The organism is Kitasatospora sp. NPDC004531, from assembly GCF_053602195.1.
Genome location: NZ_JBSGDD010000103.1, coordinates 1 through 23,458 on the forward strand (window position 1 = coordinate 1; position 23,458 = coordinate 23,458).

The 23,458-nt window shown below is 74.1% G+C and carries 22 protein-coding genes and 1 pseudogene; 15 read left to right on the forward strand and 8 right to left on the reverse strand.

The annotated features are described in order from the left end of the window. A pseudogene (locus ACWEMJ_RS29300) lies at positions 1–86 on the reverse strand (AAA family ATPase); the annotation flags it as partial. A 7-nt stretch (positions 87–93) separates the two neighbouring features. After that, complete coding sequence (locus ACWEMJ_RS29305; RefSeq protein ID WP_452140132.1) at positions 94–1,332, reverse strand: MFS transporter; 1,239 nt, start codon at positions 1,330–1,332, stop codon at positions 94–96. A gap of 282 nt (positions 1,333–1,614) precedes the next feature. Between ACWEMJ_RS29305 and ACWEMJ_RS29310 the strand changes: the two genes are divergently transcribed. The 3 genes from ACWEMJ_RS29310 (at position 1,615) to ACWEMJ_RS29320 (ending at position 3,432) form a co-directional block, all read left to right on the forward strand. Next, complete coding sequence (locus ACWEMJ_RS29310; RefSeq protein ID WP_452140133.1) at positions 1,615–2,064, forward strand: DUF523 domain-containing protein; 450 nt, start codon at positions 1,615–1,617, stop codon at positions 2,062–2,064. A gap of 130 nt (positions 2,065–2,194) precedes the next feature. After that, positions 2,195–2,827 (forward strand): ATP-dependent Clp protease proteolytic subunit, encoded by a 633-nt coding sequence (locus ACWEMJ_RS29315; protein ID WP_452140134.1) that lies wholly within the window; start codon positions 2,195–2,197, stop codon positions 2,825–2,827. Positions 2,828–2,829: 2 nt separating this feature from the next. Then, complete coding sequence (locus ACWEMJ_RS29320) at positions 2,830–3,432, forward strand: ClpP family protease (protein ID WP_452140153.1); 603 nt, start codon at positions 2,830–2,832, stop codon at positions 3,430–3,432. A 51-nt stretch (positions 3,433–3,483) separates the two neighbouring features. Here ACWEMJ_RS29320 and ACWEMJ_RS29325 read toward each other — a convergent pair whose 3' ends face one another. After that, positions 3,484–3,864 (reverse strand): helix-turn-helix domain-containing protein, encoded by a 381-nt coding sequence (locus ACWEMJ_RS29325; protein ID WP_452140135.1) that lies wholly within the window; start codon positions 3,862–3,864, stop codon positions 3,484–3,486. 272 nt (positions 3,865–4,136) lie between these two features. Between ACWEMJ_RS29325 and pip the strand changes: the two genes are divergently transcribed. Beyond that, positions 4,137–5,108: a prolyl aminopeptidase gene (pip, locus tag ACWEMJ_RS29330; protein ID WP_452140136.1), complete on the forward strand. Its 972-nt coding sequence runs from the start codon at positions 4,137–4,139 to the stop codon at positions 5,106–5,108. 60 nt (positions 5,109–5,168) lie between these two features. Here the strand turns inward: pip and ACWEMJ_RS29335 are convergent, their stop codons facing one another. Further along, positions 5,169–6,863 (reverse strand): ABC transporter family substrate-binding protein, encoded by a 1,695-nt coding sequence (locus ACWEMJ_RS29335; RefSeq protein ID WP_452140137.1) that lies wholly within the window; start codon positions 6,861–6,863, stop codon positions 5,169–5,171. A 363-nt stretch (positions 6,864–7,226) separates the two neighbouring features. Between ACWEMJ_RS29335 and ACWEMJ_RS29340 the strand changes: the two genes are divergently transcribed. From ACWEMJ_RS29340 to ACWEMJ_RS29355, 4 genes are all read left to right on the forward strand, one after another. Beyond that, positions 7,227–8,213, forward strand: coding sequence for an ABC transporter permease (locus ACWEMJ_RS29340; RefSeq protein ID WP_452140138.1), 987 nt, complete (start codon positions 7,227–7,229; stop codon positions 8,211–8,213). A 370-nt stretch (positions 8,214–8,583) separates the two neighbouring features. Next, positions 8,584–9,546 (forward strand): ABC transporter permease, encoded by a 963-nt coding sequence (locus ACWEMJ_RS29345; RefSeq protein WP_452140139.1) that lies wholly within the window; start codon positions 8,584–8,586, stop codon positions 9,544–9,546. Beyond that, a complete protein-coding gene (locus ACWEMJ_RS29350; protein ID WP_452140140.1) occupies positions 9,543–11,597 on the forward strand; it encodes an ABC transporter ATP-binding protein in 2,055 nt (684 codons plus the stop codon). The genes ACWEMJ_RS29345 and ACWEMJ_RS29350 overlap by 4 nt, the downstream gene beginning before the upstream one ends. A gap of 56 nt (positions 11,598–11,653) precedes the next feature. Next, a complete protein-coding gene (locus tag ACWEMJ_RS29355; protein ID WP_452140141.1) occupies positions 11,654–12,823 on the forward strand; it encodes an aminotransferase class V-fold PLP-dependent enzyme in 1,170 nt (389 codons plus the stop codon). Between the two features lie 61 nt (positions 12,824–12,884). Here the strand turns inward: ACWEMJ_RS29355 and ACWEMJ_RS29360 are convergent, their stop codons facing one another. Next, positions 12,885–13,211, reverse strand: coding sequence for a putative quinol monooxygenase (locus tag ACWEMJ_RS29360; protein ID WP_452140142.1), 327 nt, complete (start codon positions 13,209–13,211; stop codon positions 12,885–12,887). 153 nt (positions 13,212–13,364) lie between these two features. On the opposite strand from ACWEMJ_RS29360, the gene ACWEMJ_RS29365 reads away from it, so the two are divergent. Beyond that, positions 13,365–14,558, forward strand: coding sequence for a sensor histidine kinase (locus ACWEMJ_RS29365; protein ID WP_452140143.1), 1,194 nt, complete (start codon positions 13,365–13,367; stop codon positions 14,556–14,558). Between the two features lie 44 nt (positions 14,559–14,602). Then, positions 14,603–15,271: a response regulator gene (locus ACWEMJ_RS29370; protein WP_452140144.1), complete on the forward strand. Its 669-nt coding sequence runs from the start codon at positions 14,603–14,605 to the stop codon at positions 15,269–15,271. Positions 15,272–15,275: 4 nt separating this feature from the next. On the opposite strand, the gene ACWEMJ_RS29375 is transcribed toward ACWEMJ_RS29370, so the two are convergent. Beyond that, entirely contained in the window at positions 15,276–16,241 is a 966-nt protein-coding gene (locus ACWEMJ_RS29375) for an oxidoreductase (RefSeq protein ID WP_452140145.1), read from the reverse strand. A gap of 54 nt (positions 16,242–16,295) precedes the next feature. Here ACWEMJ_RS29375 and ACWEMJ_RS29380 point away from each other — a divergent pair, with 54 nt between their 5' ends. Next, positions 16,296–16,718, forward strand: coding sequence for a MerR family transcriptional regulator (locus tag ACWEMJ_RS29380; protein ID WP_452140146.1), 423 nt, complete (start codon positions 16,296–16,298; stop codon positions 16,716–16,718). 519 nt (positions 16,719–17,237) lie between these two features. Further along, entirely contained in the window at positions 17,238–18,494 is a 1,257-nt protein-coding gene (locus ACWEMJ_RS29385) for an outer membrane protein assembly factor BamB family protein (protein WP_452140147.1), read from the forward strand. Positions 18,495–18,549: 55 nt separating this feature from the next. Here the strand turns inward: ACWEMJ_RS29385 and ACWEMJ_RS29390 are convergent, their stop codons facing one another. After that, positions 18,550–19,740: a hypothetical protein gene (locus ACWEMJ_RS29390; RefSeq protein WP_452140148.1), complete on the reverse strand. Its 1,191-nt coding sequence runs from the start codon at positions 19,738–19,740 to the stop codon at positions 18,550–18,552. Positions 19,741–19,921: 181 nt separating this feature from the next. Between ACWEMJ_RS29390 and ACWEMJ_RS29395 the strand changes: the two genes are divergently transcribed. From ACWEMJ_RS29395 to ACWEMJ_RS29405, 3 genes are read left to right on the forward strand one after another with little or no spacing between them, the layout of a single operon-like run. Continuing rightward, on the forward strand, positions 19,922–20,299 hold the full coding sequence (locus ACWEMJ_RS29395) for a hypothetical protein (protein ID WP_452140149.1): 378 nt from the start codon (positions 19,922–19,924) through the stop codon (positions 20,297–20,299). 48 nt (positions 20,300–20,347) lie between these two features. Beyond that, the gene (locus tag ACWEMJ_RS29400) at positions 20,348–21,247 is read left to right on the forward strand and encodes an ABC transporter ATP-binding protein (protein WP_452140150.1); all 900 of its coding nucleotides are present in this window, start codon (positions 20,348–20,350) and stop codon (positions 21,245–21,247) included. Then, positions 21,244–22,815, forward strand: coding sequence for a hypothetical protein (locus ACWEMJ_RS29405; RefSeq protein ID WP_452140151.1), 1,572 nt, complete (start codon positions 21,244–21,246; stop codon positions 22,813–22,815). Before ACWEMJ_RS29400 ends, ACWEMJ_RS29405 begins: the two co-directional genes overlap by 4 nt. Positions 22,816–22,858: 43 nt before the next feature. Here ACWEMJ_RS29405 and ACWEMJ_RS29410 read toward each other — a convergent pair whose 3' ends face one another. Further along, the gene (locus tag ACWEMJ_RS29410) at positions 22,859–23,458 is read right to left on the reverse strand and encodes a class F sortase (protein WP_452140152.1); all 600 of its coding nucleotides are present in this window, start codon (positions 23,456–23,458) and stop codon (positions 22,859–22,861) included.

The following is a 23,458-nucleotide window of genomic DNA, read 5'->3' on the forward strand; positions in this document are numbered from 1 at the left end:
TCCAGGATCTGCAGCAGCGAGTTGAAGATGTCCGGGTGGGCCTTCTCGACCTCGTCGAACAGCACCACCGAGAACGGCGGCGGGCGGTGCCGGTCAGGCGGTGGCGTTGTCCGGCTGGAGCGGCGCCGGGCGGCGGCGGGTGCGGTGGAGGGTGAGGCCGCCGGCGACGAGGAGGGTCGTGGCGGCGAGGGCGGCGACGGCGGTGGCGAGGGTGCCGGTGGCCCTGGCGACGGCGATCAGGGCGAGCGGGCAGACGAATTCGCCGAGGAAGAAGGCGGCGTTCCACAGGCCGGTGCCGCGGCCGCGGTCGGCGTTGTCGAGGAGGGCCAGGGTGCGGGTGATCAGGGTGGGCAGCAGGAGGCCGCCGGCGTAGCAGTTGACGACGGCGCCGATCACCAGGACGGGGGCGTTGGGCGCGAGGGCGACGATGCCGAAGCCGACGGCGCAGCCGGTGAGGACGGCGGGCAGCAGGCGTTCGGCGTGGGCGGTGACGCGGGTGAAGGTGATCGCGCCCGCGACGGTCGCGGCGCTGGCGATCGCCGTGGACAGGCCGATCGCGGCGGGTGCGGTGACGCCGAGGTCGTCGAGGAGGTACGAGGTCTCGACGGGCATGGTGTAGAAGACCACCGCGCCGAAGAAGGTGAGCGCGCAGGGCGCGAGCAGCCGACGCAGCAGCGGGCCGCCGGTGGCGGGGGAGGCGGTGGCGGAGGGTTGCGGCCGGTGCGCGGGCCGCAGCAGCGTCGCCATCAGCGGGGCGAGCAGCAGTCCGACGGCGTACGCCCAGAACGGCGCGCGCCAGCCCGCCGAGCCGGCCGCGCCGCCGAGGGCGAAGAAGGCGGTGGCGGAGACGGCGGCGCACATGGCCTGCAAGGCGAGGTAGCGCTCGCGTCGGCGGCCCGTCCAGTAGTCGCCGATCAGGGTGGTGCAGCAGGTCATGATCGCGGACTCGGCGATGCCGACCAGGACCCGGCTGGCGACGATCGCGCCCAGCGAGTCGAGCCAGAGCGGCGCGGTGCCGACGATCGCGTACAGCACGGTGGCGGCGACCAGCAGGCGGTGCCGGCCGAGCCGGTCGACCAGCAGGCCGGCGAACGGCGCCATCAGGCCGAGGGACAGCGCGGGGACGGTGAGCGCCATCGGGGCCAGAACGTCCGCGCCCGGGGTGCCGCCGAAGTGGTCCTGGAGCGCGGGCAGGACGGGGGCGATCAGCACGGCGCCGAGGATGGGCAGGCAGCTGCCCGCCATCAGCAGCGCGGCGGTCAGTCGCGGCCGGGCGGGCGCGGGGGCCTGCGGCGAGGTCGCGGCGGGGGCCGCGGTGGCGGGGGCGGGCATGTGGCTCCGTTCGAGGGGGCGTGCCCGAGCGCACGGCGCGGCCGTCCGCGCCGCCCGGCCCGTGGGGTGGGACGTCGGCGCGGTGCACCGTGTCGACGGGCCGGGACGGCAGTCATCCTGGACGGGCCGGGCGTCCGCCGGCCATGCCCGCAAGGGTCGAATGTACGAATACCTGTCAATGTTCCGGTGAATGACGATCCGTCGGGATCGCGGCCCGGTGGCCCGTCGCCAGGGGCGGTTCCCGCAGGTCAGGCGTGGCGGGCGCGCCGGTAGCCTGGTCGGGTGGAAGCGATTTTGGTCAGTGCGTGTCTGCGCGGGGTGCCGTGCCGGTTCGACGGGCGGGACAAGGCGTCGCCCGCGCTCGCGGAGCTGCTGGACGGGCGCCGGGCGGTGCCGTTCTGCCCGGAGGTGGCGGGCGGGCTGGCCACCCCGCGGCGGCCGGCCGAGCTGGTCGGCGGCGACGGCCACGACGTGCTGGACGGCGCCGCGCGGGTGGTGGACGACGGCGGGCGCGACGTGACGGCCGAGTTCGTGGCGGGCGCCGAGCGGGCGCTGGTGGCGGCGCAGCGGGCGGGGTGCACGGCGGCGGTGCTGATGCCGCGCAGCCCCTCGTGCGGCCGGGGCGCGGTGTACGACGGCACGTTCGCGGGTGCGCTGGTGCCGGGCGACGGCGTGACGGCGGCGCTGCTGGAGCGCAACGGCATCACCGTCCGTCCGGCGCCCGGGGTCTGACGGCCGGTCACCGGCCTGGTCGCTCTGCCGTCGGCGAATCTGCGGCGGGCAGAGAACGCTCCTGCGGGGGCCGTCCGAGGTGAACAGTGGAGTGGACGGCGCACTCCGGCACCGAGGAGGAGACCCCCCGATGGCAAGCATGTTCCACCCCCGCGCGGAGGACGGCGACACGCCGCCCAGCCGCTTCGACGACCACCTCGCGGCGCAGCTGCTCGCGCAGCGGATCGTGCTGCTCGGCACCCAGGTCGACGAGGTGTCGGCGAACCGGGTGTGCGCGCAGCTGCTGCTGCTCTCCGCGGAGGACCCGCGCACCGACATCAGCCTGTACATCAACAGCCCGGGCGGGTCGGTGATGGCGGGCCTGGCGATCTACGACACCATGCGGCTGATCCCGAACGACGTCTCGACGCTGGCGATGGGATTCGCCGCCAGCATGGGCCAGTTCCTGCTGACGGTGGGCGCCGCCGGCAAGCGGTTCGCGCTGCCGAACGCGCGGATCATGATGCACCAGCCGTCGGCGGGCATCGGCGGCACCGCCTCGGACATCGAGATCCAGGCGGCGAACCTGGAGTACACCAAGAAGGCGATCGAGCGGATCACCGCCGCGCACACCGGCCAGAGCGAGGAGACCATCGCCCGGGACGGCGACCGGGACCGCTGGTTCACGGCCGAACAGGCCCGCCAGTACGGGATGGTGGACCAGGTGGTGGAGTCGCTGGCGGACATCCGTCCGGCCGCGAACCGTCGACGGATGGGGCTGTGACCATGGGCTCGTACACGGTTCCCTACGTCATCGAGAAGACCGCCCAGGGCGAGCGCTCCTACGACGTGTTCAGCCGGCTGCTGAACGAGCGGATCATCTTCCTCGGCACCGACATCGACGACGGCGTCGCCAACGTGGTGATCGCGCAGCTGCTGCACCTGGAGTCGTCCAGCCCGGGGGAGGAGATCGCGATCTACCTCAACTCGCCCGGCGGATCGTTCACTTCGCTGATGGCGATCTACGACACGATGACCTTCGTGCAGTCGCCGATCTCGACGTTCTGCGTCGGGCAGGCGGCGTCCACGGCGGCCGTGCTGCTGGCGGGCGGCGACCCGGGGCGGCGGTTCGTGCTCCGGCACTCGCGGGTGCTGCTCGGCCAGCCGGCCAGCGGCGGGCGGCAGGGGACGGTCTCCGACCTGAGCCTGGCGGCCAAGGAGATGGTGCGGATCCGCGCCCAGGTCGAGGAGGTGCTGTCCCGGCACACCCACCACGACCCGGCGACGCTGCGCGCGGACATGGACCGGGAGAAGGTGTTCACCGCCGAGGAGGCCGTGGCCTACGGGCTGGCCGACGAGGTGCTGAGCCGGCGCCTGGTGCTGGGCTGAGCGACGCCGCGGCGGCCGGCGCCCGCGGGTACCGGCCGCCGCGGCGCCGGGTCAGGCCGCCAGGCAGAGCCCGTTGGTGGGCGTGGCGGCGGCCCGGCCGGGGGCGCGGTGGCCGGCGCGGCGGTGGCCGACCAGGTCCTGCTGGGCGAGCGAGAGCAGGTCGCCGAGGCCGAGGCCGAGGGCCTGGGCGGCGGCCGCGAGCACCTCCGAGGAGGCCTCCTTGCGTCCGCGTTCCAGCTCCGACAGGTACGGCACCGAGATCCGGGCCTCCTCCGAGACGTCCTTCAACGTCCGCTGCTGGGCGAGGCGTTCGCGGCGCAGCACGCCGCCGACCAGGTCGCGCCAGAGGGGTTCCTTCGGCGCGGGCGGCTGCTGCCGGGCCGGCGGGCGCAGCGGGATGACGCGGGCTTCGTTCTCGCCTTGAGTGCTCACCGGTCCAGCCTAGGCATCCTGGCCGCCGGGGGAACAGTGCGGCGTTCTGCTGTGCGTGAAGTCCCCTCGCCGGACGGGCACATGGCGGGGGATCAGCAGCCCGGCGGCGAAATCGGGTTGGCTGTTCGGGGCCGAGGGCAGTGTAGTGGGCGTTGCCCGCAGGTCGGCCTGCGGCGCGGACGGGGCCGAGGTGCCGCGTCCGCCCGACGCACGGATGGAAAGGGGGCGGAGCGGCCCGGCTCCGGTGGAGCGGCGGGCGGCTCCCACAGCCCATGGTTGATCTCTACGAGCCCGTCCACCCCTACGACAGCGGCTACTTGGACACCGGGGACGGCAACCGGATCTACTACGAGCAGCTCGGCAACCCCGACGGCAAGCCCGCGCTGTACCTGCACGGCGGCCCGGGGGCGGGGTTCCCGAAGCGGCCGACCCGGGCCTGGGACCCGGAGTGCTACCGGCTGATCCGCTTCGACCAGCGCAACTGCGGGCTCAGCACCCCGCACGGCAGCGACCCGGCGGCGGACATGGCGCTGAACACCACCCGGCACCTGATCGAGGACATCGAGCGGCTGCGCGAACACCTGGGCGTGGAACGGTGGTTGCTGAACGGCGCGTCCTGGGGCTCGACGCTGCTGCTGGCCTACGCCGAGGAGTACCCGGAGCGGGTCACCGAGATCATCATCCAGGCGGTGACCACCACGCGCCGCGCCGAGACCGACTGGCTGTACCGGGGCGTCGGCGGGTTCCGGCCCGAGGCGTGGGACCGGTTCCGCGACGGCGCGCCGGAGGGCGAGCGGGACGGCGACGTCTACGCGCTGCTGGCCGCGTACGCGCGGCTGATGGAGCACCCGGACCGGGCGGTGCGGGAGCAGGCCGCGAACGACTGGCTGGCGTGGGAGGACGCCGTCATCGAGGGCGAGCCGAACGGCATCCCCGGGATGTACAGCGACCGGGAGATGGACGACCGGATCGCGTTCGTGCGGATCTGCTCGCACTTCTTCAGCAACGGCGCCTGGCTGGAGGAAGACCAACTGCTGCGCGGAGCCCACAAGTTGGCGGGCATCCCGGGCGTGCTGGTGCACGGCCGGTTCGACATGGGCTGCCCGGCGCAGACCGCGTGGGAGCTGGGCAAGGCGTGGCCGGACGCGAAGGTGCACATCTTCGACGACTCCGGGCACGTGGGGAGCCAGGACATGGTGGCGACCGTCCGGCAGGCCCTGGAGGACTTCAAGCACCGCCGGTAGCGGCGCACGCCGACGCCCCGTCGCATCGAGCGGTGCGACGGGGCGTTCGCTTCCGGGCTGCTACTTCTGCCAGCCGACCGAGGTGATCACGGTGTCGGCGAGGCTGCCGGCGCCGAAGTTGGCCAGGCCCTTGCGGACCGCGACGATGCTGGGGCGCTGGTAGAGCTCGACGGTGTGGCCGAGTTCCCAGATCTTCGCGTCGGCCTGGTTGTACAGCTCGGCGGCCTCCTTCGGGTCGAGGGTGGCGGCGGCCTTGCGCAGCAGGCCGTCGATCTCGGGGGTGCTCAGCTTCGAGTAGTTGCCGAACACGTTGTCGCCCTGCGGGGCGCGGAAGATCGGCACCGTGCGGGAGAGCGGGAAGGAGCCGGTGTTGCGCCAGCTGGCCAGGTCGAACTTGCCCAGGTTGATGTACTTGGCGAAGTACTCCTTGCTGGAGACCTTGTCGATGGTGACCTTCACGCCGACCTGCTGGAGCATGTTCTGGGCGGCCGAGGCCAGGTCCACCTGGGCCTGGTTGGAGCCGTCGCTGAGCACGTAGTGCAGCTCCAGCTGCTGGCCGTCCTTGCTGCGGGTGCCGCCGGAGTCCTTCCAACCCGCCTCGTCCAGCCACTTCTTGGCGGTCTCGGGGTCGTACTTCACCCAGTCGCCGGCGTTGGCCTTGTAGCCGCTCTGGTTGGTCATGAACAGGTGGTTGTCGAGCGGCTTGAACTCCACCGGGACGCCCTTGTTGGCGATCTTGATCAGCGAGGCGCGGTCCAGCGCCTTGCCGAGCGCCTGCCGGACCTTCTGCTCGGCGAGCGGGCCGTTGCCGCCGAAGGAGATGTGCACCTCGTCCCAGGGGGTGCCGGTGCGGATCGTCGAGTCCTTGGCGTCCTTGAGCTGGCCGTAGGAGGCGGCGGCGCCGGCGGAGGCGAAGTCGATCTCGTTGTTCAGGTAGGACTGGGTGATCGCCGACGCGTCCAGCACCCGGTAGGTGATCCGGTCCAGCTTCGGCTTCGGGCCCCACCACTGCGGGTTGGGCGTCAGGGTGACGGTCTGCGCGGTCTTGTCGGCGTTGGCGACGACGAACGGGCCGCCGTAGACCGGGACCTTCTCGACCCAGCCCTCGTTGAACGCCTTCGGGTCGGCGATTCCGGAGGCCGGCAGCAGCGGGCTGAACAGGCTCTGCCAGTCGGCGTACGGATCGGCGAAGGTCACCTTGACCTCGCTGGCGTCGGCGCCCTGCTCGACGTTCGAGATCTGCTCGTAGCCCGAGGAGTCGGCCAGGTTGTAGGCCTGGTCCTTGCCGTTGGAGGCCTTCCACACGGCCTGGAAGTCGCGGTAGCCGATCGGCGTGCCGTCGGACCAGACCGCCTTCGGGTTGAGCTTGTACGTCACCACCTGCGGCGAGGTGGACGTCACCTGCGCGGAGACCAGGTACTCCGGGACGGGGTGGTAAACGCCCTGCGCGTCCGAGCGGAAGAGCTTGGCCTCCACGTAGCCCATGATCTCCACGGCGTCGCCGTAGGTGCCGTCCACCTGGTACGGGTTCCACTGGGTGATCCACTGCTGGAGCGGCAGGCGCAGCTCGCCGCCGTCCTTGATGTTCTCCAGCGGCTGCGCGTTGCTGTCCTCGGCGTCCACGGTCGGGACCACGGTCTTGGCGACGCCGTCCGCCGAGCCGCCCTGGCTGCTGCAGGCGGTCGCGGCCAGGAGCGCGGCGAGGGCCGCCGCGGCGGCGCGGCCGATACGGCGGGTGGCGGGCGAAGTGTCCATCGGCGGGAGTCCTCGGGTTTCGAAGAGTCGGCGGTCGTCAGGTGTGGCGACGCTTGATCGTGGGCAGCCAATTCGGTGCCGGCGGGCCGAACGTAACAGGCCATCGGGCGCTGCGAGAAGGGTGATGCGCGGAACTGATCGAAACGAAACGGCGCGAAACACGGCCGCAATACCCCGTTCGTGCCCGTCTGATCTGCTGTGACCAGCGGGTTCACCCGAACGGTTGAATCCGAGGCACGACCGACCCTGGACGGGCCGCTTGCACGTGGCGTACAACTGCTGCGCAAAAGTGCGTCAAAGTCCGTACTACCGAAGGCAAATGACCATGCTCAGCAGGTGTGCGAACCATGCCGGAGGCGCGCCGTGACGGGATACCTGGCCCGGCGGCTCGGCTACTACGTCGTGCTGCTGACCGCTGCGGTGTTCCTCGCCTACGCGCTCACCAGCACCGCACTCGGCCCGCGCGCCTACTTCGAGGCCAAGCAGCCGCGCCCGTCCGCCGCCGCCGTCGACCGGCAGCTGACCGCCCTCAACCTCAACGACCACACCCCCGTGGTCGAACGCTTCGCCACCTGGGCGGACGGCGTCCTGCTGCACGCCGACCTCGGCCGCACCATCCACGACACCTCCGTCAACGAGGAGTTCGGCCGCCGGATCTGGGTCTCGCTGCGCCTGCTGCTGGTCGGCAGCGTCCTCGGCATGCTGCTCGGCGTCGCCGCCGGCGCGTGGAGCGCGGTACGCCAGTACCGCTTCTCCGACCGGGCGTTGACGGTGCTGTCGTTCGTCCTGCTGTCCACGCCGGTGTTCCTGCTCGCCCTGCTGCTCAAGAACGGCGCGATCGCCGCGAAGAACGCCGCCGGCCACGACGTCATCCCCTTCACCGGCTACGAGACCCCCAACCTCGCCGGCGGCCTCGGCACCCACCTCGCCGACTGGGGCCTGCACCTGCTGCTCCCCACCCTCTCCCTCGCCCTCGGCGGCCTCGCCACCTACAGCCGCTACCAGCGCTCCACCATGCTCGACGTCCTCGGCGCGGACTACCTGCGCACCGCCCAGGCCAAGGGCCTCACCCGCACCCGCGCCCTGATCAAGCACGGCCTGCGCACCGCGATCATCCCGATGACCACGATGTTCGCCTACGCCTTCCTCGGCCTGTTCACCGGCGCCGCCTTCACCGAAACCATCTTCGGCTGGCACGGCATGGGCGAATGGTTCATCCAGGCCGTCAACGAACAGGACGTCAACTCCGTCGTCGCCGTCAACCTCTTCGCCGCCGTCCTCGTCCTCGCCGCGGGCTTCCTCGCCGACGCCCTCCACGCCGCCCTCGACCCCAGAGTGAGAACCGCATGAGCACCCCGTGGACACGAGACGGCGGACGGGCGCACAACCAGGGGCGCGGGGAACTGCGCGAATCGGAAGGTATCCGCCGGCAAGATCGCGCGACCCAACAATGCCTTGCACGTGTCAGCGCCGCGCAGCGGCAGGGTGCTCGCCCGCAGGCATGCGAGACCGCACGAGCACGAAACCACGAGCGCGAAGCGGTTCGCGAGAGCGGGTGGGCGCAAATCCAGGGGCGCTGGGGGCACCCCCAGCGAAGCGAGGGGGCGGAACTGCGCGAAACGGAAGGCATCCGCCGGCAAGATCGCGCGACCCGACAATGCCTTGCACGTGTCAGCGCCGCGCAGCGGTTGCGGCCCGCCCGCACCCCCCGGAGGGCCGGATGAGCGCCGAAGCACTGGAGCAGACCGCCCAGCCCGCCCCGCCGCCGGCCGCGCCCGCAGGGCGCTTGCGGTTGGCGGCGGGCCGCCTCGCCGCGTCCCGCGGAGCGCTCCTCGGCCTGGTCGTCCTGGCCCTGCTCTTCCTCCTCGCCTTCCTCGGCCCGTACGCCACCCCCTGGGACTACGCCACCCCCGACTACACCGCGCTGCGCCAACCCCCGTCCGGCCAGCACTGGTTCGGAACGAACGGCCTCGGCCAGGACGTGTTCGCGCAGACCGTCCGCGGCCTGCAGAAGTCGCTGGTGATCGGCCTGCTGGTGGCCGTCCTGTCCACCGGCCTGGCGTCCCTGGTCGGGGCGAGCGCCGGCTACTTCGGCGGTTGGACGGACCGGCTGCTGACGTTCCTGGTCGACCTGATGCTGATCTTCCCGGCGTTCCTGGTGATCGCCGTGATCTCGCCGCGCCTGCGCGGCAGCGGCTGGGTCGCGTTCGTGGTGCTGCTGGCGGTGTTCAACTGGATGGTCACCGCCCGGGTGATCCGTTCGATGACCCGTTCCCTGCGCGAGCGCGAATTCGTGGTCGCCGCACGGTTCATGGGCGTCGGCCCGTTCCGGATCATCTGGCGGCACATCCTGCCGAACGTCTCCTCGTTCCTGATCATCGACGCCACCATCACCGTCGGCGGCGCCGTGATGAGCGAGGCCGCGCTGTCGTACTTCGGGTTCGGCGTCCGCCCGCCCGACGTCTCGCTCGGCACCCTGCTGGCGGCCGGTGCGGGCGACGCGCCGGTCTTCCCCTGGCTGTTCTACTTCGCGGCCGGCCTGCTGGTGCTGTTCGTGCTCGCCGTCAACCTGGTCGGCGACGGCCTGCGCGACGCCCTCGACCCCACGGCCGCCGGAAGCCGTCGCCGCAGCCGTCGCGGCGCCAAGAAGAACGCCAACCCCTCCCGCCGGAGCACCAGTTGACCAGCCCCCTGCTCGCCGTCCGCAACCTCACCGTCGACTTCGGGGACCACCCGGCGGTCCGCGGCGTCGACCTCGACCTGCGCCGGGGGGAGACCCTCGGGCTGGTGGGGGAGTCCGGTTCCGGCAAGTCCGTCACCGCGCTGGCGGTGCTCGGCCTGCTGCCCGCCGCCGCCCGGATCGGCGGCTCGGTCCGGCTGGAGGACCGGGAGCTGGTCGGCCTGCCCGCCAAGCAGTTGGCGGACGTCCGCGGGCGGCGGATCGCCATGGTGTTCCAGGACCCGCTGTCGGCGTTCACGCCGGTGTACCGGATCGGCGACCAGATCGCCGAGGCGGTCCGCGTCCACCAGGACGTCGGCCGGGCCGCCGCCCGCAGACGCGCCGCCGACCTGCTCGACCTGGTCGGCATCCCCGACCCGGACCGCGCCCTGGACGCGTTCCCGCACGAGTTCTCCGGCGGCATGCGGCAGCGCGCGATGATCGCCATGGCGGTGGCCAACGACCCGGACATCCTGCTCGCCGACGAGCCCACCACCGCGCTCGACGTCACCATCCAGGCGCAGGTCCTCGACGTGCTGCGCACCGCGCAGCGGGAGACCGGCGCCGCGCTGGTCCTGGTCAGCCACGACCTCGGGGTGATCGCGGGCAGCGCCGACCGGGTCGCCGTGATGTACGCCGGGCGGATCGTCGAGACCGCGCCCGTGGACGAGCTGTTCACCGCCCCCCGGCACCCGTACACGCTCGGCCTGATCGGCGCCGTCCCCCGCCTCGACGGCCGCGGCGGGCCGCTGGTGCCGATCCCCGGACGGCCGCCCGCCGCCGGTGAACTCCGCGGCCCGGGCTGCCCGTTCGCCGACCGCTGCCCGCTGGTCGAGGACCGCTGCCGCACCGCCGAGCCGCTACTCGCGGGCGACGGCGACAGCGAAGGCGACGGCGCGCACCTCGCCGCGTGCGTGCGCGCCGACCACCTGGCCGCCACCCGGCCCGCGCCCGCCGAGGTCTACCCCGTCCCCGAGGTGCCCGCCGCCGACGCCGCGCCGCGCGAGGAACGCGAACCCGTCCTCGCCGTCACCGGACTCACCCGCAGCTTCCCCCGCTACCGCGGCTCGCTGCTGCGGCGGCGGACCGGCGAGACCTTCGCGGTGGACGGCGTCGACCTGGACATCCGGCGCGGCGAGACGCTGGGCCTGGTCGGCGAGTCCGGCTCCGGGAAGTCCACCACGCTGTACGAGATCCTCAAGCTGGCCGCCCCGCAGGGCGGACGCATCGAACTGCTCGGGCAGGACACCGCCGCCCTCGACCGGGCCGCCGCGCACCGGCTGCGCTCCCGCGTCCAGATCGTCTTCCAGGACCCGGCGGCCTCGCTCGACCCCCGGATGCCGGTCGGCGACGTGATCGCCGAACCGCTGCTCGCCCAGCGCACCCCGGCCGGCGAGGCCCGCCGCCGGATCCCCGAGCTGCTGCGCCAGGTCGGCCTGGACCCGGCGCACGCCGACCGCTACCCGCACGAGTTCTCCGGCGGCCAGCGCCAGCGGATCTCCATCGCCCGCGCCCTCGCCGTCCGCCCCGACCTGCTGGTGCTCGACGAGCCGGTCTCCGCGCTGGACGTCTCGGTGCAGGCCGGCGTGCTCAACCTGCTCCAGCAGCTCAAGGCCGAACTCGGCCTGGCCTACCTGTTCGTCTCCCACGACCTGTCCGTGGTACGGTACTTGGCCGACCGGGTGGCCGTCATGTACCTCGGCCGCACGGTGGAGACCGGCACCGTGGAACGGGTCTTCGCCGCGCCCCGGCACCCCTACACCCGTGCCCTGCTGGCCGCCGTCCCGCTGCCCGACCCGGCCGCCGAACGCGCCCGCCCCCGCCTGCTGCTGGCCGGCGACCCGCCGTCCCCGGCCGAACGCCACCTCGGCTGCCCCTTCCGCAGCCGCTGCCAGGTCCACGCCGCCCTCACCCCCGAACTGCGCACCCGCTGCGCCACCGACCGGCCCGCCGCCGCACCCGCCGCCCCCGGCACCGACCACACCGCCGCCTGCCACTTCCCGGACGGCCCGTGAGCTTCCCGTCCGGCGGACCGGAATGGCCGGTGCGACACGTGGGGTAGGAGAGGCCCATGGACATCACTCAACTGCGGGCCCGGACGCCCGGCTGCGCCGAGAGCGCGTTCTTCGACAGCGCGGGTTCGGCGCTGCACAGCGAGAGCGTCACCCGTACTGTCATCGACCATCTGCTGCTGGAGTCGCGCATCGGCGGGTACGCCGCCGAGGACCGGGTGAGCGAGCGGCTGCAGGGGGTGTACGCCTCGGTGGCGCGGCTGCTGGGGGCCGCGCCGGAGGAGATCGCGCTGGTGGACAGCGCCACCCGGGCGTGGGACATGGCGTTCTACTCGATCCCGTTCCGCCCCGGCGACCGCATCCTGACCTCGCGCAGCGAATACCCGTCCAACGGCGTGGCCTTCCTGCAGGCCAAGCAGCGCCACGGGGTGTCGGTCGAGCCGATCCCCGACGACGAGCACGGGCAGGTCGACCTGGAGGCGCTCGCCGCGATGCTCGGGCAGGGCGGCGTCCGGCTGGTCGCCGTCAACCACATGCCGACGTCCAACGGCCTGGTGCAGCCCGCCGCCGAGATCGGCGCGCTGGCCCGCCGGGCGGGCGCGCTCTACCTGCTGGACGCCTGCCAGTCGGTCGGCCAACTCCCGCTGGACGTACGGCAGATCGGCTGCCACCTGCTGTCCGCCGCGGGCCGCAAGTTCCTCCGCGGCCCGCGCGGCACCGGATTCCTGTACGTCGACCAGGAGTTGGTGACGCAGCTCGACCCGCCGCAGCTCGACCTGCACTCCGCCACCTGGACCGGCCCCGACAGCTTCGAGATCCGGCCCGACGCCCGCCGCTTCGAGACCTGGGAGCGCGGCTACGCCGCCCTGCTCGGCCTCGGCACGGCCGTCGACGAGGCCCTGGAGCTCGGCCTCGAACCGATCCGCGCGCGGGTCGACGCGCTGGCCGGCCGCCTGCGCGCCGGGCTGTCCGAGCTCGACGGCGTGCGCGTCCACGACCGCGGGCAGGTCCGCAGCGGCCTCGTCACCTTCACCAAGGACGGCCGCGACACCCAGGGGCTGGTGGACGGGCTGCGGGCCGCCGGGGTGACGACCATCATGTCGCGGCCGTCCGCCGCCAAGTTCGACACCCGCCCGGAGAAGCCGTCCGAGGTGGTCCGGGCCTCCGTGCACTACTACAACACCGACCAGGAGATCGGCCAACTGCTGGACGCCGTCGCGAAGTTGTAGCGCCGATGCGCTCAGCCCGCCCCGGCCGCCGTCGCGCGCCGGGGCGGGTGGGCTGGGCGGGTCAGCTGGTGGGCTTCAGCTCGGCCATCTCGGACCAGCCGTTCTGGGGCACCTTGACGTTGACGATCTGCGGGGTGGTGGCGACCGCGCCGGCCATCTTCACCATGGCGTCCTTGAAGTGCGCCGAGTTGACGTGCCGCGAACCGGCCTCGTCGTCGGCGAAGGCCTCCAGCAGCACGAACTGGTTCGGGTCCTCGACGCTGCGCGACCACTCGAAGAACAGGTTGCCGGGCTCGTTGCGGGTGGCGGCCGTGAAGTCGGCGACCAGGTCCAGCCACTGCTCGGCGAGCTCGGGGCGGACGGTGAACTTCACCGTGATGAAGATCATGGAAATCTCCTCGGGTCGTCCGGGGACGGGCCCCGGAAAATCGTTCGTGTGAACTCCAACGATCCCCCACCTGCGCTGTCACGCGCGCACCGGGGTCAACCCCAGGGTGGACGTGCGGCCCCCGCACGGGTGTCTACGCTGCCGGATGTGCAGATGGGCGGGAGACGTCGGCGGGTCGATCCGCTGGTGGTCGACACACTGATGGCCGTGCTGCTGGCGACGGCCACCGTGGTCTATTCCTGGCAGGCGTACCGGGCGTGGTACCGGTTCGACGACTGGCGGCCGTTCGACGGCTGGGCGATCGGGCTGTGCCTGCTGGTGAGCCTGCCGCTGGCGCTGCGCCGCCGGCTGCCGTGGACGGCGCTGCTGGTCTCGTGCGGCGGGCTGCTGGTGTACGTGGCGGCCGGGTACCAGCCCTCGGTGAACCCGTGGGCACCGCTGCTGGCCTGCTACACGGTGATCGTGCGTCGCCCGGCGTGGCCGTCGGCGGGCGCGGCTGCGCTGGTGGCGGGCCTGTGGGCGGCGGTCGGGTTCGCGGCCGGGATGGGCGTGCTGGTGTCGCTGGCCCCGGCGGTGATCGGACCGGGCGTGGTGTGGGTGTTCGCCACCGGCATCCGCCGTCTGGGCGAGCGCAACGCCCAACTGGCCGAACTCACCGAGCGGTTGAGGAGGGAGCAGGAGCTGCGGGCTCGGCACGCGGTGGTCGAGGAGCGGGTGCGGATCGCCCGCGAGCTGCACGACGTGGTCGCCCACCACCTGTCGGCGCTGGCCGTGCAGGCGGGCCTCGCGGGCTACGTGTTCGACTCCGACCCGCCCGCCGCCCGGACCGCCCTGGCGTCGATCGGCGGGACCGCCCGGGAGGCGCTGGAGGAGATGCGCGGCCTGCTCCGGGTGCTGCGGGTCGCCCCCGACCCGGCCGCCGAGGACGACGGCCCCTACCTGCCCACCCCCGGCCTGGACCGCCTCGACGACCTGGTCGAACGCGCCCGCGCGGCCGGCCTGGACGTGCGCGTCGCCGTCACCGGCCGCCCCCGCCCGCTGGCCCCCGGCGTGGACCTGTGCGCGTTCCGGGTCGTCCAGGAGGCGCTGACCAACGCGATCAAACACGCCGGCCCGCCGGCCCGCGTCACCGTCGCCCTCCGCTGGGCCGCCGACCGGCTGGACGCCGAGGTCTCCGACGACGGCGCAGGCGGCGGACCGTCCGCCCAACTGCCCGGCGGCGGGCTCGGTTTGATCGGAATGCGTGAGCGCGTCAAACTTTACGGCGGGTCGGTGGAAGCCGGCCCCCGGCCGAACGGGGGGTTCGCGGTGGCCTTTTCGCTCCCGGTCCCGGCGGCCGACGGGTAGGGACGGTACGGGGCCGTTCCGCCGGGGGACAGGGAGGCGGCGCGGTGACGACCGTTCTGATCGTGGACGACCAGGTGCTGATCCGGGCCGGGCTGGCCGCCCTGGTGCGGGCCGCGCCCGGACTGGAGGTGGCCGGCGAGGCCTCCAGCGGCGAGGAGGCCGTCGAACTCGCCGCCCGCCACCGCCCCGACGTGGTGCTGATGGACATCCGGCTGCCCGGCATCAGCGGCATCACCGCGCTGGAGCGAATCCTCGCCGCGGCCGTCGAACCCAAGCCGAAGGTCGTCATGCTGACGGTCTTCGACCTCGACCAGTACGTGTACGCGGCGCTCAGGGCCGGCGCCAGCGGCTTCCTGCTCAAGGACACGCCGCCCGAACGGCTGCTCACCGCCGTCGAGTTGATCGCCGACGGGGAGCTGCTGTTCGCGCCCAGCGTGACCCGCCGGCTGGTGGAGACCTTCGCCCGCCGGGCCGACCCGGACCGCCACCGCCCCACCGGCCTGGACGCCCTCACCGACCGGGAGACCCACGTGCTGCACCTGGTCGGCCAGGGCCTCACCAACGAGGAGGTCGCCGCCCGCCTGGTGGTCACCGTCGCCACCGTCAAGACCCACCTGAACCGGGTGATGTCCAAGCTCGCCCTGACCAGCCGGGCGCAGGCCGTGGTGGTCGCCTACGAGAGCGGCCTGGTGGTGCCGGGCGGCGGCGCCTGAGCGGTCAGCCGGTCGCGGCGAGCGACAGCTCCCACAGCCGGGCCGCGGCCTGCGGGTCGATGGCGTGCGGGTGGACGCCGCCGTCGTCCATCGGCGTCCCCGCGGCGACCGCGGCGGCCACCTCGCAGTCCTCCAGGTACAGGCCGCCGCGCCCGGCGAGCAGCGGCGAGGTGGCGGCCCACAGGCCGGTGGCGGCGCCCTGCGACGGCGACTTGAACCCGGCGCCGACCACGGTGCCCCGCTCGTCCACCCACCCCCGGTCGACCTGCTCCTGGAGCGTCATCTCGCGCTGCAGCCCGGTGATGATCCGCCCCGGGTGCAGCGCGAACGCCCGCACCCCGTCGGCCCGCCCGAGCACGTCCAGGTGCACCGCGAACAGCGCGTTGGCGGTCTTCGCCTGGCCGTACGCCAGCCACTTGTCGTAGCCCCGGGCGAAGTGCGGATCCTGCCAGCGGAAGGCGGTCAGCGCGTGCCCGGCCGAGCTGTTGACCACCACGCGGGCGCCGCCGTCGGCGGCCAGCAGCGGGTACAGCTCGCGGACCAGCGCGAAGTGCCCGAAGTGGTTGACCGCCAACTGGTACTCCCAGCCCGGCCCGACCCGCCGCTCCGGCGTCGCCATCACCCCGGCCACCGCCATCAACAGGTCGATCCCCGGCAGCAGTTCGGCGATCCGGCGGGCGCCGGCCCGCACACTGCCCAGGTCCGCCAGGTCCATCGCCACCACCTCGCACCCCGCCACCCCCGCCAGCGCGGCCCGCGCCGCCTCGGGCCGCCGGGCCGGCACCACCACCCGCGCCCCGGCGGCGGCCAGCGCGCGGACGGTCTCCAGCCCGAGACCCGAGTACCCGCCGGTCACCACCGCCCGGGCACCGGACAGGTCGTGGCCGGCCAGCACCTCCTGGGCGGAACTGGCGGCGGAGAAAGGCGAGTCGACTGCCCGCTGAGCGGAGCCGTTGATGTCGGTGTCCATGCCGAGGACGCTACGAGCTGGAGCGAGGTCCAGATCAAGTCCTAGGCTCCTGCCATGGCAGCGACCGACACCCCCGCGCGGGCACTGGGCATCGGCGAGGTGGCCGAACGCACCGGGCTCAGCATCGACACCCTGCGCTTCTACGAGCGCGAGAACCTGATGGTCGGACCGGTCCGGCGGACTGCCGGCGGACGGCGCAGGTACAGCGAGTCCGACGTCGAGTGGCTGCTGATCTGCGTCAGGCTCCGCGAGTCCGCGATGCCGCTGGCCGAGCTGCGGCGATTCGCCGAACTGGTCCGCTCCGGCCCGGGCAACGAGGCGGAGCGGCACGCCCTGCTCGACGCGCACCGGCGGCGCGTGGACGCCCGGATCCGGGAGCTGGAGGACTGCCGGGCCGTCATCACCTGGAAGGTCGGCGTCTACGCCGAGCACCTCGCACGCGGCGAGGCCGGCGGCCTCTGGGACCCGACCGGGTGACCCCGGGGTGCGCGCTGCCGACCCCCGAGACGGCAGCGCGCCCACCGGCGACCGGCGACCGTCCGGTCCACTCCACGGTAGCCCCGGGACGCCGCCGGACACCTCCGCCGGCGGGTGGAAGCCGCCCTGCAACCAGCGCCTCAGCGGTGGCCGAACGGACTCAACCCCGGGTTTGACGACCCGTCACCCGGCGCGCGGCTACGCTGCGGGCCACCGGGGGCCGATCGCGCACGCACCGTGCCGCCCGGGCGGATCGACGCAGGGAGCGACGGGGGCATGACGAACGACGGCGGCGCAGGCAACGGCTTCGGCCCGGCGCACCCACCACCTCCCGGCCGGTGGTCCCCGCCCCCGGCCGGGAACCACCTGCCACCGGCGGGCAACTACCCGCCTCCAAGCGGCAGTTACCCGCCCCCGACCGGCAGTCACCCGCCGCCGGGCCCGGGCTTCGGCCCGCCGGTCGGCCCGCCCCCGATGGTGCCGCCGCCGGCCCCGCCGCGCAGCAGGAGCGGCGGCACGGTGTTCGCGGTGCTGGCGATCGTGGTGGTGCTGGCGCTGATCGGCGCCGGCGCCCTGCTGCTGCTCCAGCACGGCGGCGGCCGGTCCGCCGGGGCGAAGGACCGGGAGCCGAGCAACGCGATGCCTCGACAGTGGGAGCAGACCCAGCCCCGGGCCGCGGTGAGCGGCAACAGCCGCACCGGCCTGCCCGGCATGTGGGCCGTCGGCCAGACCCTGGTGCTGGCCGACGCCGGCGGCGTGCGCGGCTACGACCAGGACACCGGCGCCCCGAAGTGGACGCTGAAGCCGCCGGAGCACGTCGGCCGGCCCTGCGCGATGTCCTGGCACGCGACCGCCAACGGGCTGGGCGCGATCGCCTACGACGCGGGCGGCGGCGACTGCTCGGTGATCGCGGCGGTCGACATCAACACGGGCACCGTCCTGTGGTCGAAGAACCTGGCCGGCGGCATCAAGGACTCCGCCGAGACGTGGCTCACCGTCAACGACCGCATGATCAGCGCCGACCTCGGCACCGCGGGCGTCGCCCGCTTCGACGCCCGGGCCGGCACCCCCGTCCCCCTCCCGAAGCCGGCGCCGAGCAACGTCAGTTGCACCTACCGGTACGGGCTCGCCGACCACTTCGGAGTGATGACCAGCGACTGCCCCGGCGAGGGCGTCACGATGATCTCCCAGTTGGACACCTACGCCGGCAAGAAGTACCCGGCCGACGGCCGCAAGGTGGTGGCCATGCTCGGCGAGGACCCGGTGACGGCGCTGTTCGAGACCGACGACGAGCGCCGCTGGATCCAGACCTTCGACCACGAAGGCGCCGGCAAGCCCATCGAACTCACCGGCGACCTCGACAAGTTCCACTTCGACAACCGCGAACGGCTGTTCCTCGACAAGCACGTCCTGATCGCCGAGTACGAGCACGTCGGCGGCTTCGGCGCGCTCGACGTGACCACCGGCGCCCTGCTCTGGCACACCCCCGCCGACTCGCAGTACCGCCTGGTCGGCGAGCGCGACAAGAAGGTGCTGTTCGTCGCCGACGGCGCCCGCGACGACCGCTATGCCCGACACCAGGACCTGATCGCCTACGACCTGACCGCCGATCAGCACACCACCGTGGGCGCCCTGACCCGCCCCAACGGCCTCAGCCCGGGCGTCCCCTCCGGCTGCGTCTTCGCCTTCGACGGGTCCCGGCTCCACTCGGCCTGCGAATCCTCGGACCAGGCGAACACCTACGTGATCGACGCCTACAGCGTGCCCCTCTCCTGACGCCGCCCGGCGGCGGCAGCCGGGCCCCCACCGGCTCCGGCCGGGGCTCCTGCGCCTACCGCCCCGGCGGCACCAGGTCGGCGATCGCGGGCAGCAGGTCGTGCCACAGCCGCTCGACCGCGGCGGCGACCTCCCGGGCGGCGTGCGGCAGCAGCTGCGCGCCCTCGGGCTGCGGGGTGAGCGCGGCGTACTGCCACCAGGCCCAGTGTTCGCCCCACGGGCTGCCGTCGAGCCGGGCGGCGATCGCGGTGCGCAGCGCGGCGTCGCGGCACAGGACGCCGACGAACGGGGTCCGGTCGTCCTCCGGGTCGGGGGAGGGGCCGCCGCGGCCGGGGGCGGTGCGGATGCCCAGGCCGAAGCCGAGCCGGGGCCCGTCCTCGGCGAGCCAGGACGGCCGGGTGAGCACCACGGCCCGCTCCTTCGGCCGGCTGCTCCGGCCGACCGCCTCGTAGTCGAGGGGCCGGCAGACCACGTCCGGGCCCAGCGTCGGGGCGATCCGGGTGAGCGCGCCCTCGGTGTGGGCGGGCAGGTCGCGCAGCAGGCGGGCGGCGGCGTCCCGGAGCGGGCGGAGCGCCTCGCGGTGCTCCAGGTAGAGGCGGGCGAAGGCGTTGTCGTCGGCGAGGGCGCCCATCGAGTTCTCCAGGGTCCGCAGGTAGTCGAGCGCGAGGTGCCGGTCGGTGGCGCCCGGAGCGGGCTCCGCCGAAACCAAGTCGGCCAGGTCGGAGGCCAGTTGACGCAGCGAGACGGGGACGAAGCGGGGGTCGGCGGGCGGGGTGCCGCCCGGGGTCAGGTAGACGAAGCGGACGCCGGGCAGCGTCGCGAAGTCGTCCGCCTGCCGGGTGGTCTGCCCGCTGCCCTCGGCGGCGTCGATCTTCAACTCGACCACCAGCGTCACGTCCCCGGCCCGCACCACCAGGTCGGGCCTGCTGTGCTCCCCGGCCACCTGCCGCCACACCCGGGCGCGGGACGGTTCGCCCGCGGGCAGCGCGGGCGCTCCGGCCCGTGCCAGCAGCCGGCGCAGCAGGCCGCCGCCCAGTCCGTGCGCCTGCCCGGGGTCGAGCAGGAACCGCAGCACCCGCTCGTGGTGCCCCTCCGCCCGCTCCCGGCCGAGCAGTTCCAGCATCGACGTCCCGCGCACCGGCCGCGGCCGCTCCCGCAACGCGGTCAGCGCGGCCGCCGCCCGCTCCAGCGGCGTGCCCGCCGACTCCTCGGGCCGGAGCCCGCCGTGCTGCCCGACCATGGCCACCCGTCGCCGAACTCACCTCGCACGCCCCGGGGTTGGGACGGCGGCCGCCATTCTCGCCGATGCCCGCCGCCCGCAGCCGGCCGCCCCCTTCGGCACCGGATATCTGCCGAACGGCAGATGGCGGCGGCGCCCCGATCCGGGAGGCTCGGGGCGTGACCGACCGAGCCGCCCGGAGGAACCGGTGAACCGACGCCCGAAGCTCGCCCTGCTCGCCCTCGCGGTGGCCGCCCTGCTGCCGCTGACCGGCTGCGCCGACGCCGACGAGGCCGAGCCGGAGGAGAAGACCTTCGCATTCGACGGCACCTCCCTGGACGTGAAGGCACACGGCAACCCCACCGACCTGGTCCCCGCCGACCGCACCGACGTCAAGGTGACCCGCTGGTTCGACACCGGCGCCCAGGTCGGCAGCAAGAAGCTCAGCTGGACGCTGGAGAACGGCACCCTCGACCTGCACGCCGGATGCAGCGGACTCGCCGACTGCGAGGCCAGGTTCCGCGTCGAAGTGCCCCGCGACGTCGCCGTCACCCGCGACGGCCGCGCCACCGACCTCAAGGGCTGAGCCCGACCGGCCGCGCAGGCCGAGCCCCACCGACCCGGAGACCCGCCCATGACCGACCTCAGCATCGAACTCGACGGCATCGCCAAGGAGTACCGGGGCGGCAAACGCGCCCTGGACAGCCTCACCCTCACCCTCCGCCCGGGCCTGACCGGCCTGCTCGGCCCGAACGGCGCCGGCAAGTCCTCCCTGATGCGGATCCTGGCCACCGTCACCCGCCCGACCGGCGGCGGCTACCGCTACCGGGGCGCCGACGCGCTCGCCAGGCCCGACCTGGTGCGCCGCGAACTCGGCTACCTGCCGCAGGACTTCGGCGTGTACCCGAATCTGACCGCACGCGAGTTCCTGGCCTACCTGGCCGCCGCCAAGGGCCTGTCCGCCCGCTCCGCCCGGGCCCGCATCGAGCAGCTGATCGAACTCGTCAACCTGACCGAGGCCGTCCGCCGCCCGCTGCGCGGCTACTCCGGCGGCATGCTGCGCCGCGTCGGCATCGCCCAGGCGCTGCTCGCCGACCCCCGCGTCCTGATCGTCGACGAGCCCACCGCCGGACTCGACCCCGAGGAACGCGTCCGGCTGCGCAACCTGCTCGGCGAACTCGCCGGCGACCGGATCGTGCTGCTGTCCACCCACATCGTCTCCGACGTCGAGGCCTCCGCCGCCGACCTCGCCGTCCTCGCCCGCGGCCGCCTGCTGCGCCGGGGCACCCCCGAGCAGCTGCTGCGCGAACTCGACGGCCGGGTCTGGGAGGCCGTCGTCGCCCCGTCCGAGGTGCCCGCCCTCCAGGCCCGCCACCAGGTCGGCCGCACTGTGCGCACCGCCGACGGCGTCCGCCTGCGGGTGCTGGCCGCCCACCCGCCCACCCACGACGCCGTGCCCGTCCCGCCCGACCTGGAGGACGCCTACCTGGCCGCCGTGCACGGCGCGCCCGCCCGCCGGGAGGCGCTGCGATGACCGCCCTCGCCCGCCTAGCCGCCGGCGACTTCCGCGACCGGGTCCGCCGGCCGGTGTACGCGGTGACCCTGCTGGCCGCCGTCGCGCTCGGCTACCTCGCCGTGCCCGCCGCCGACAGCCACTGGGTGATCCTCGACGTCGGCGGCAACCGGGGCGTCTACAACAGCGCCTGGGTCGGCACCGCCACCGCGCTGGCCGGCGCGCTCTGGCTCACCGTCGGCGGCTTCTGGGTGGTGCGCGGCGGCATCGGCCGGGACGCCGCCGGCCGGGTCGGCGAGATCCTCGCCGCCACCCCGCTGCGCACCGGCGGCTACCTGGCCGCGAAGTTCCTGGCCAACCTGCTGGTGCTCGGCTCGATGCTCGCCGTGCTGGCCGGCACCGCGCTGGTGCTGCAACTCGTCCGCGGCGAGGACCGCACCGTCCACCCGGTCGCCCTGTTCGGGCCGTTCCTGCTGGTCGCGCTGCCGCTGGTGGCGCTGACTGCCGCGGCCGCCGTGCTGTTCGAGACCGTCCCGCCGCTGCGGGCCGGCTTCGGCAACGTCGTCTGGTTCGTGCTGTCGCTGGCGGTCGCGCTCGGCGGCCAGTCGCCGGACGCCCCGCTCGGCGGGCTCGGCGTCCAGCAGGTCACCCGGTCCATGGGCGAGGCCCTCCGCGCCCAGCAACTCGACCTCGGCGACGGGCAGTTCAGCCTCGGCCTGACGCAGATCCCGGATCCGCTGCACACCTTCGTCTGGGACGGCGCGCAGTTCTCCGGCGGCTTCCTGGCGACCCGGGCGGCGATCGTGCTGTGCGCCGCCGTGCTGGCGGTGCTGCCCGCGCTGTGGTTCGGCCGCTTCGACCCGGCCCGCAACCCCGGCCGCACCACAACTTCCGGTGCCGAAGCCGCCGTTGAGCCCGCGGCCGCCCCGTCCGCCCGCGCGTCGTTCGGGACGCTGCCGCGCACCGCGCCGGTCCGCTCCGGGGCGTTCGGGCGGCTGCTGGCCGGGCAGACCCGGATCCTGGTGCAGGGCGTGCCGTGGGCCTGGTGGGCCGTCACTGCCGCGCTGGGCGTCGTCGCGCTCGGCGTGCCGCTGCCGATGGCCGCCGGGCTGATGCTGCCCGCGGTGTGGCTGTGGCCGGTGCTGGTGTGGTCGCGCCTCGGCTCCCAGCAGGTCGAGAACGGCGTGGAGGAACTGCTCGCCGCGCACCCCGCGCCGCGCCTGCGGCTGCTGGCCGAGTGGGCGTCGGGCGTGCTGCTGGCGGCGGTGACCGGCCTCGGCCCGCTGCTGCGGATGCTGATCGCGGGGGACGCCGCCGGGGCCGTGCACTGGCTCGCCGGAGCGCTGTTCGTCCCCGCGCTGGCCCTCGCGCTCGGCGCCGTGGTGCGCAGCCACCGCCCGTTCCAGGCCCTGTACCTGCCGCTCTGGTACCTGCTGGTCAACCAGGTCGCGCCGGTCGACTTCATGGGCGCCGTCCGCACCGCCGGCCGCCCCGACGGCCCGAGCCCGCTGCTGGTCGCGGCCCTCGCGGCGGCCCTGCTCGGCGCGGCGTTCCTGGCCGGCGCGGCCCGGCGCGACGTCAAACGCTAGGCCGCCGGGCCGGGCCGCTGCGGGGTCGGGTCGGGCCGCCGGGTCAGGCCGCGCTGCTGGAGGTGAGGTGCGCGAAGACCACGGTGTTGGAGTCGTAGCCGTTCTTGCGGTCGTAGTGGCCGCCGCAGGTGATCACCCGCAGTTCGGCGCGGCCGGTGCTCCCGTACACCTCCTCGGACGGGAAGGCGTTCTTCGGGTAGGAGCGCACCGTGTCGACGGTGAAGGTGACGGTCCGCCGGTCCGCCCGGGTGACGGAGACCGCCAGGCCGGGGCGGAGCAGCCCGAGCCGGTACAGCACGCCCGGGCCGCGCCGGTCGTCGGCGTGGCCGACCACCACGGCGGTGCCGTCCGCGCCGGGCGCGGCCCCGTCGCGGTACCAGCCGACCAGGTTCGGGCGTTCGGTGGGCGGGGTCTCCAACTCGCCCCGGGCGTCGAGGCCGAGGTCGACGAAGGCGGCGTCCACCCCGATGGTGGGGATGCGCAGGCGCAGCGGCGCGGACGGGTCCAGCGCGGGGGCGCCGGGAGCGAGCGAGTCGTGGTGCGGGGCGGCGGCCGCGGCGGGCGGCGGCGGGGGCGCGGCGGTCATGCCGTCGCGCACCAGCATGCTGCCGAACAGCACGGCCAGGGCCGTGGCGCCGACCAC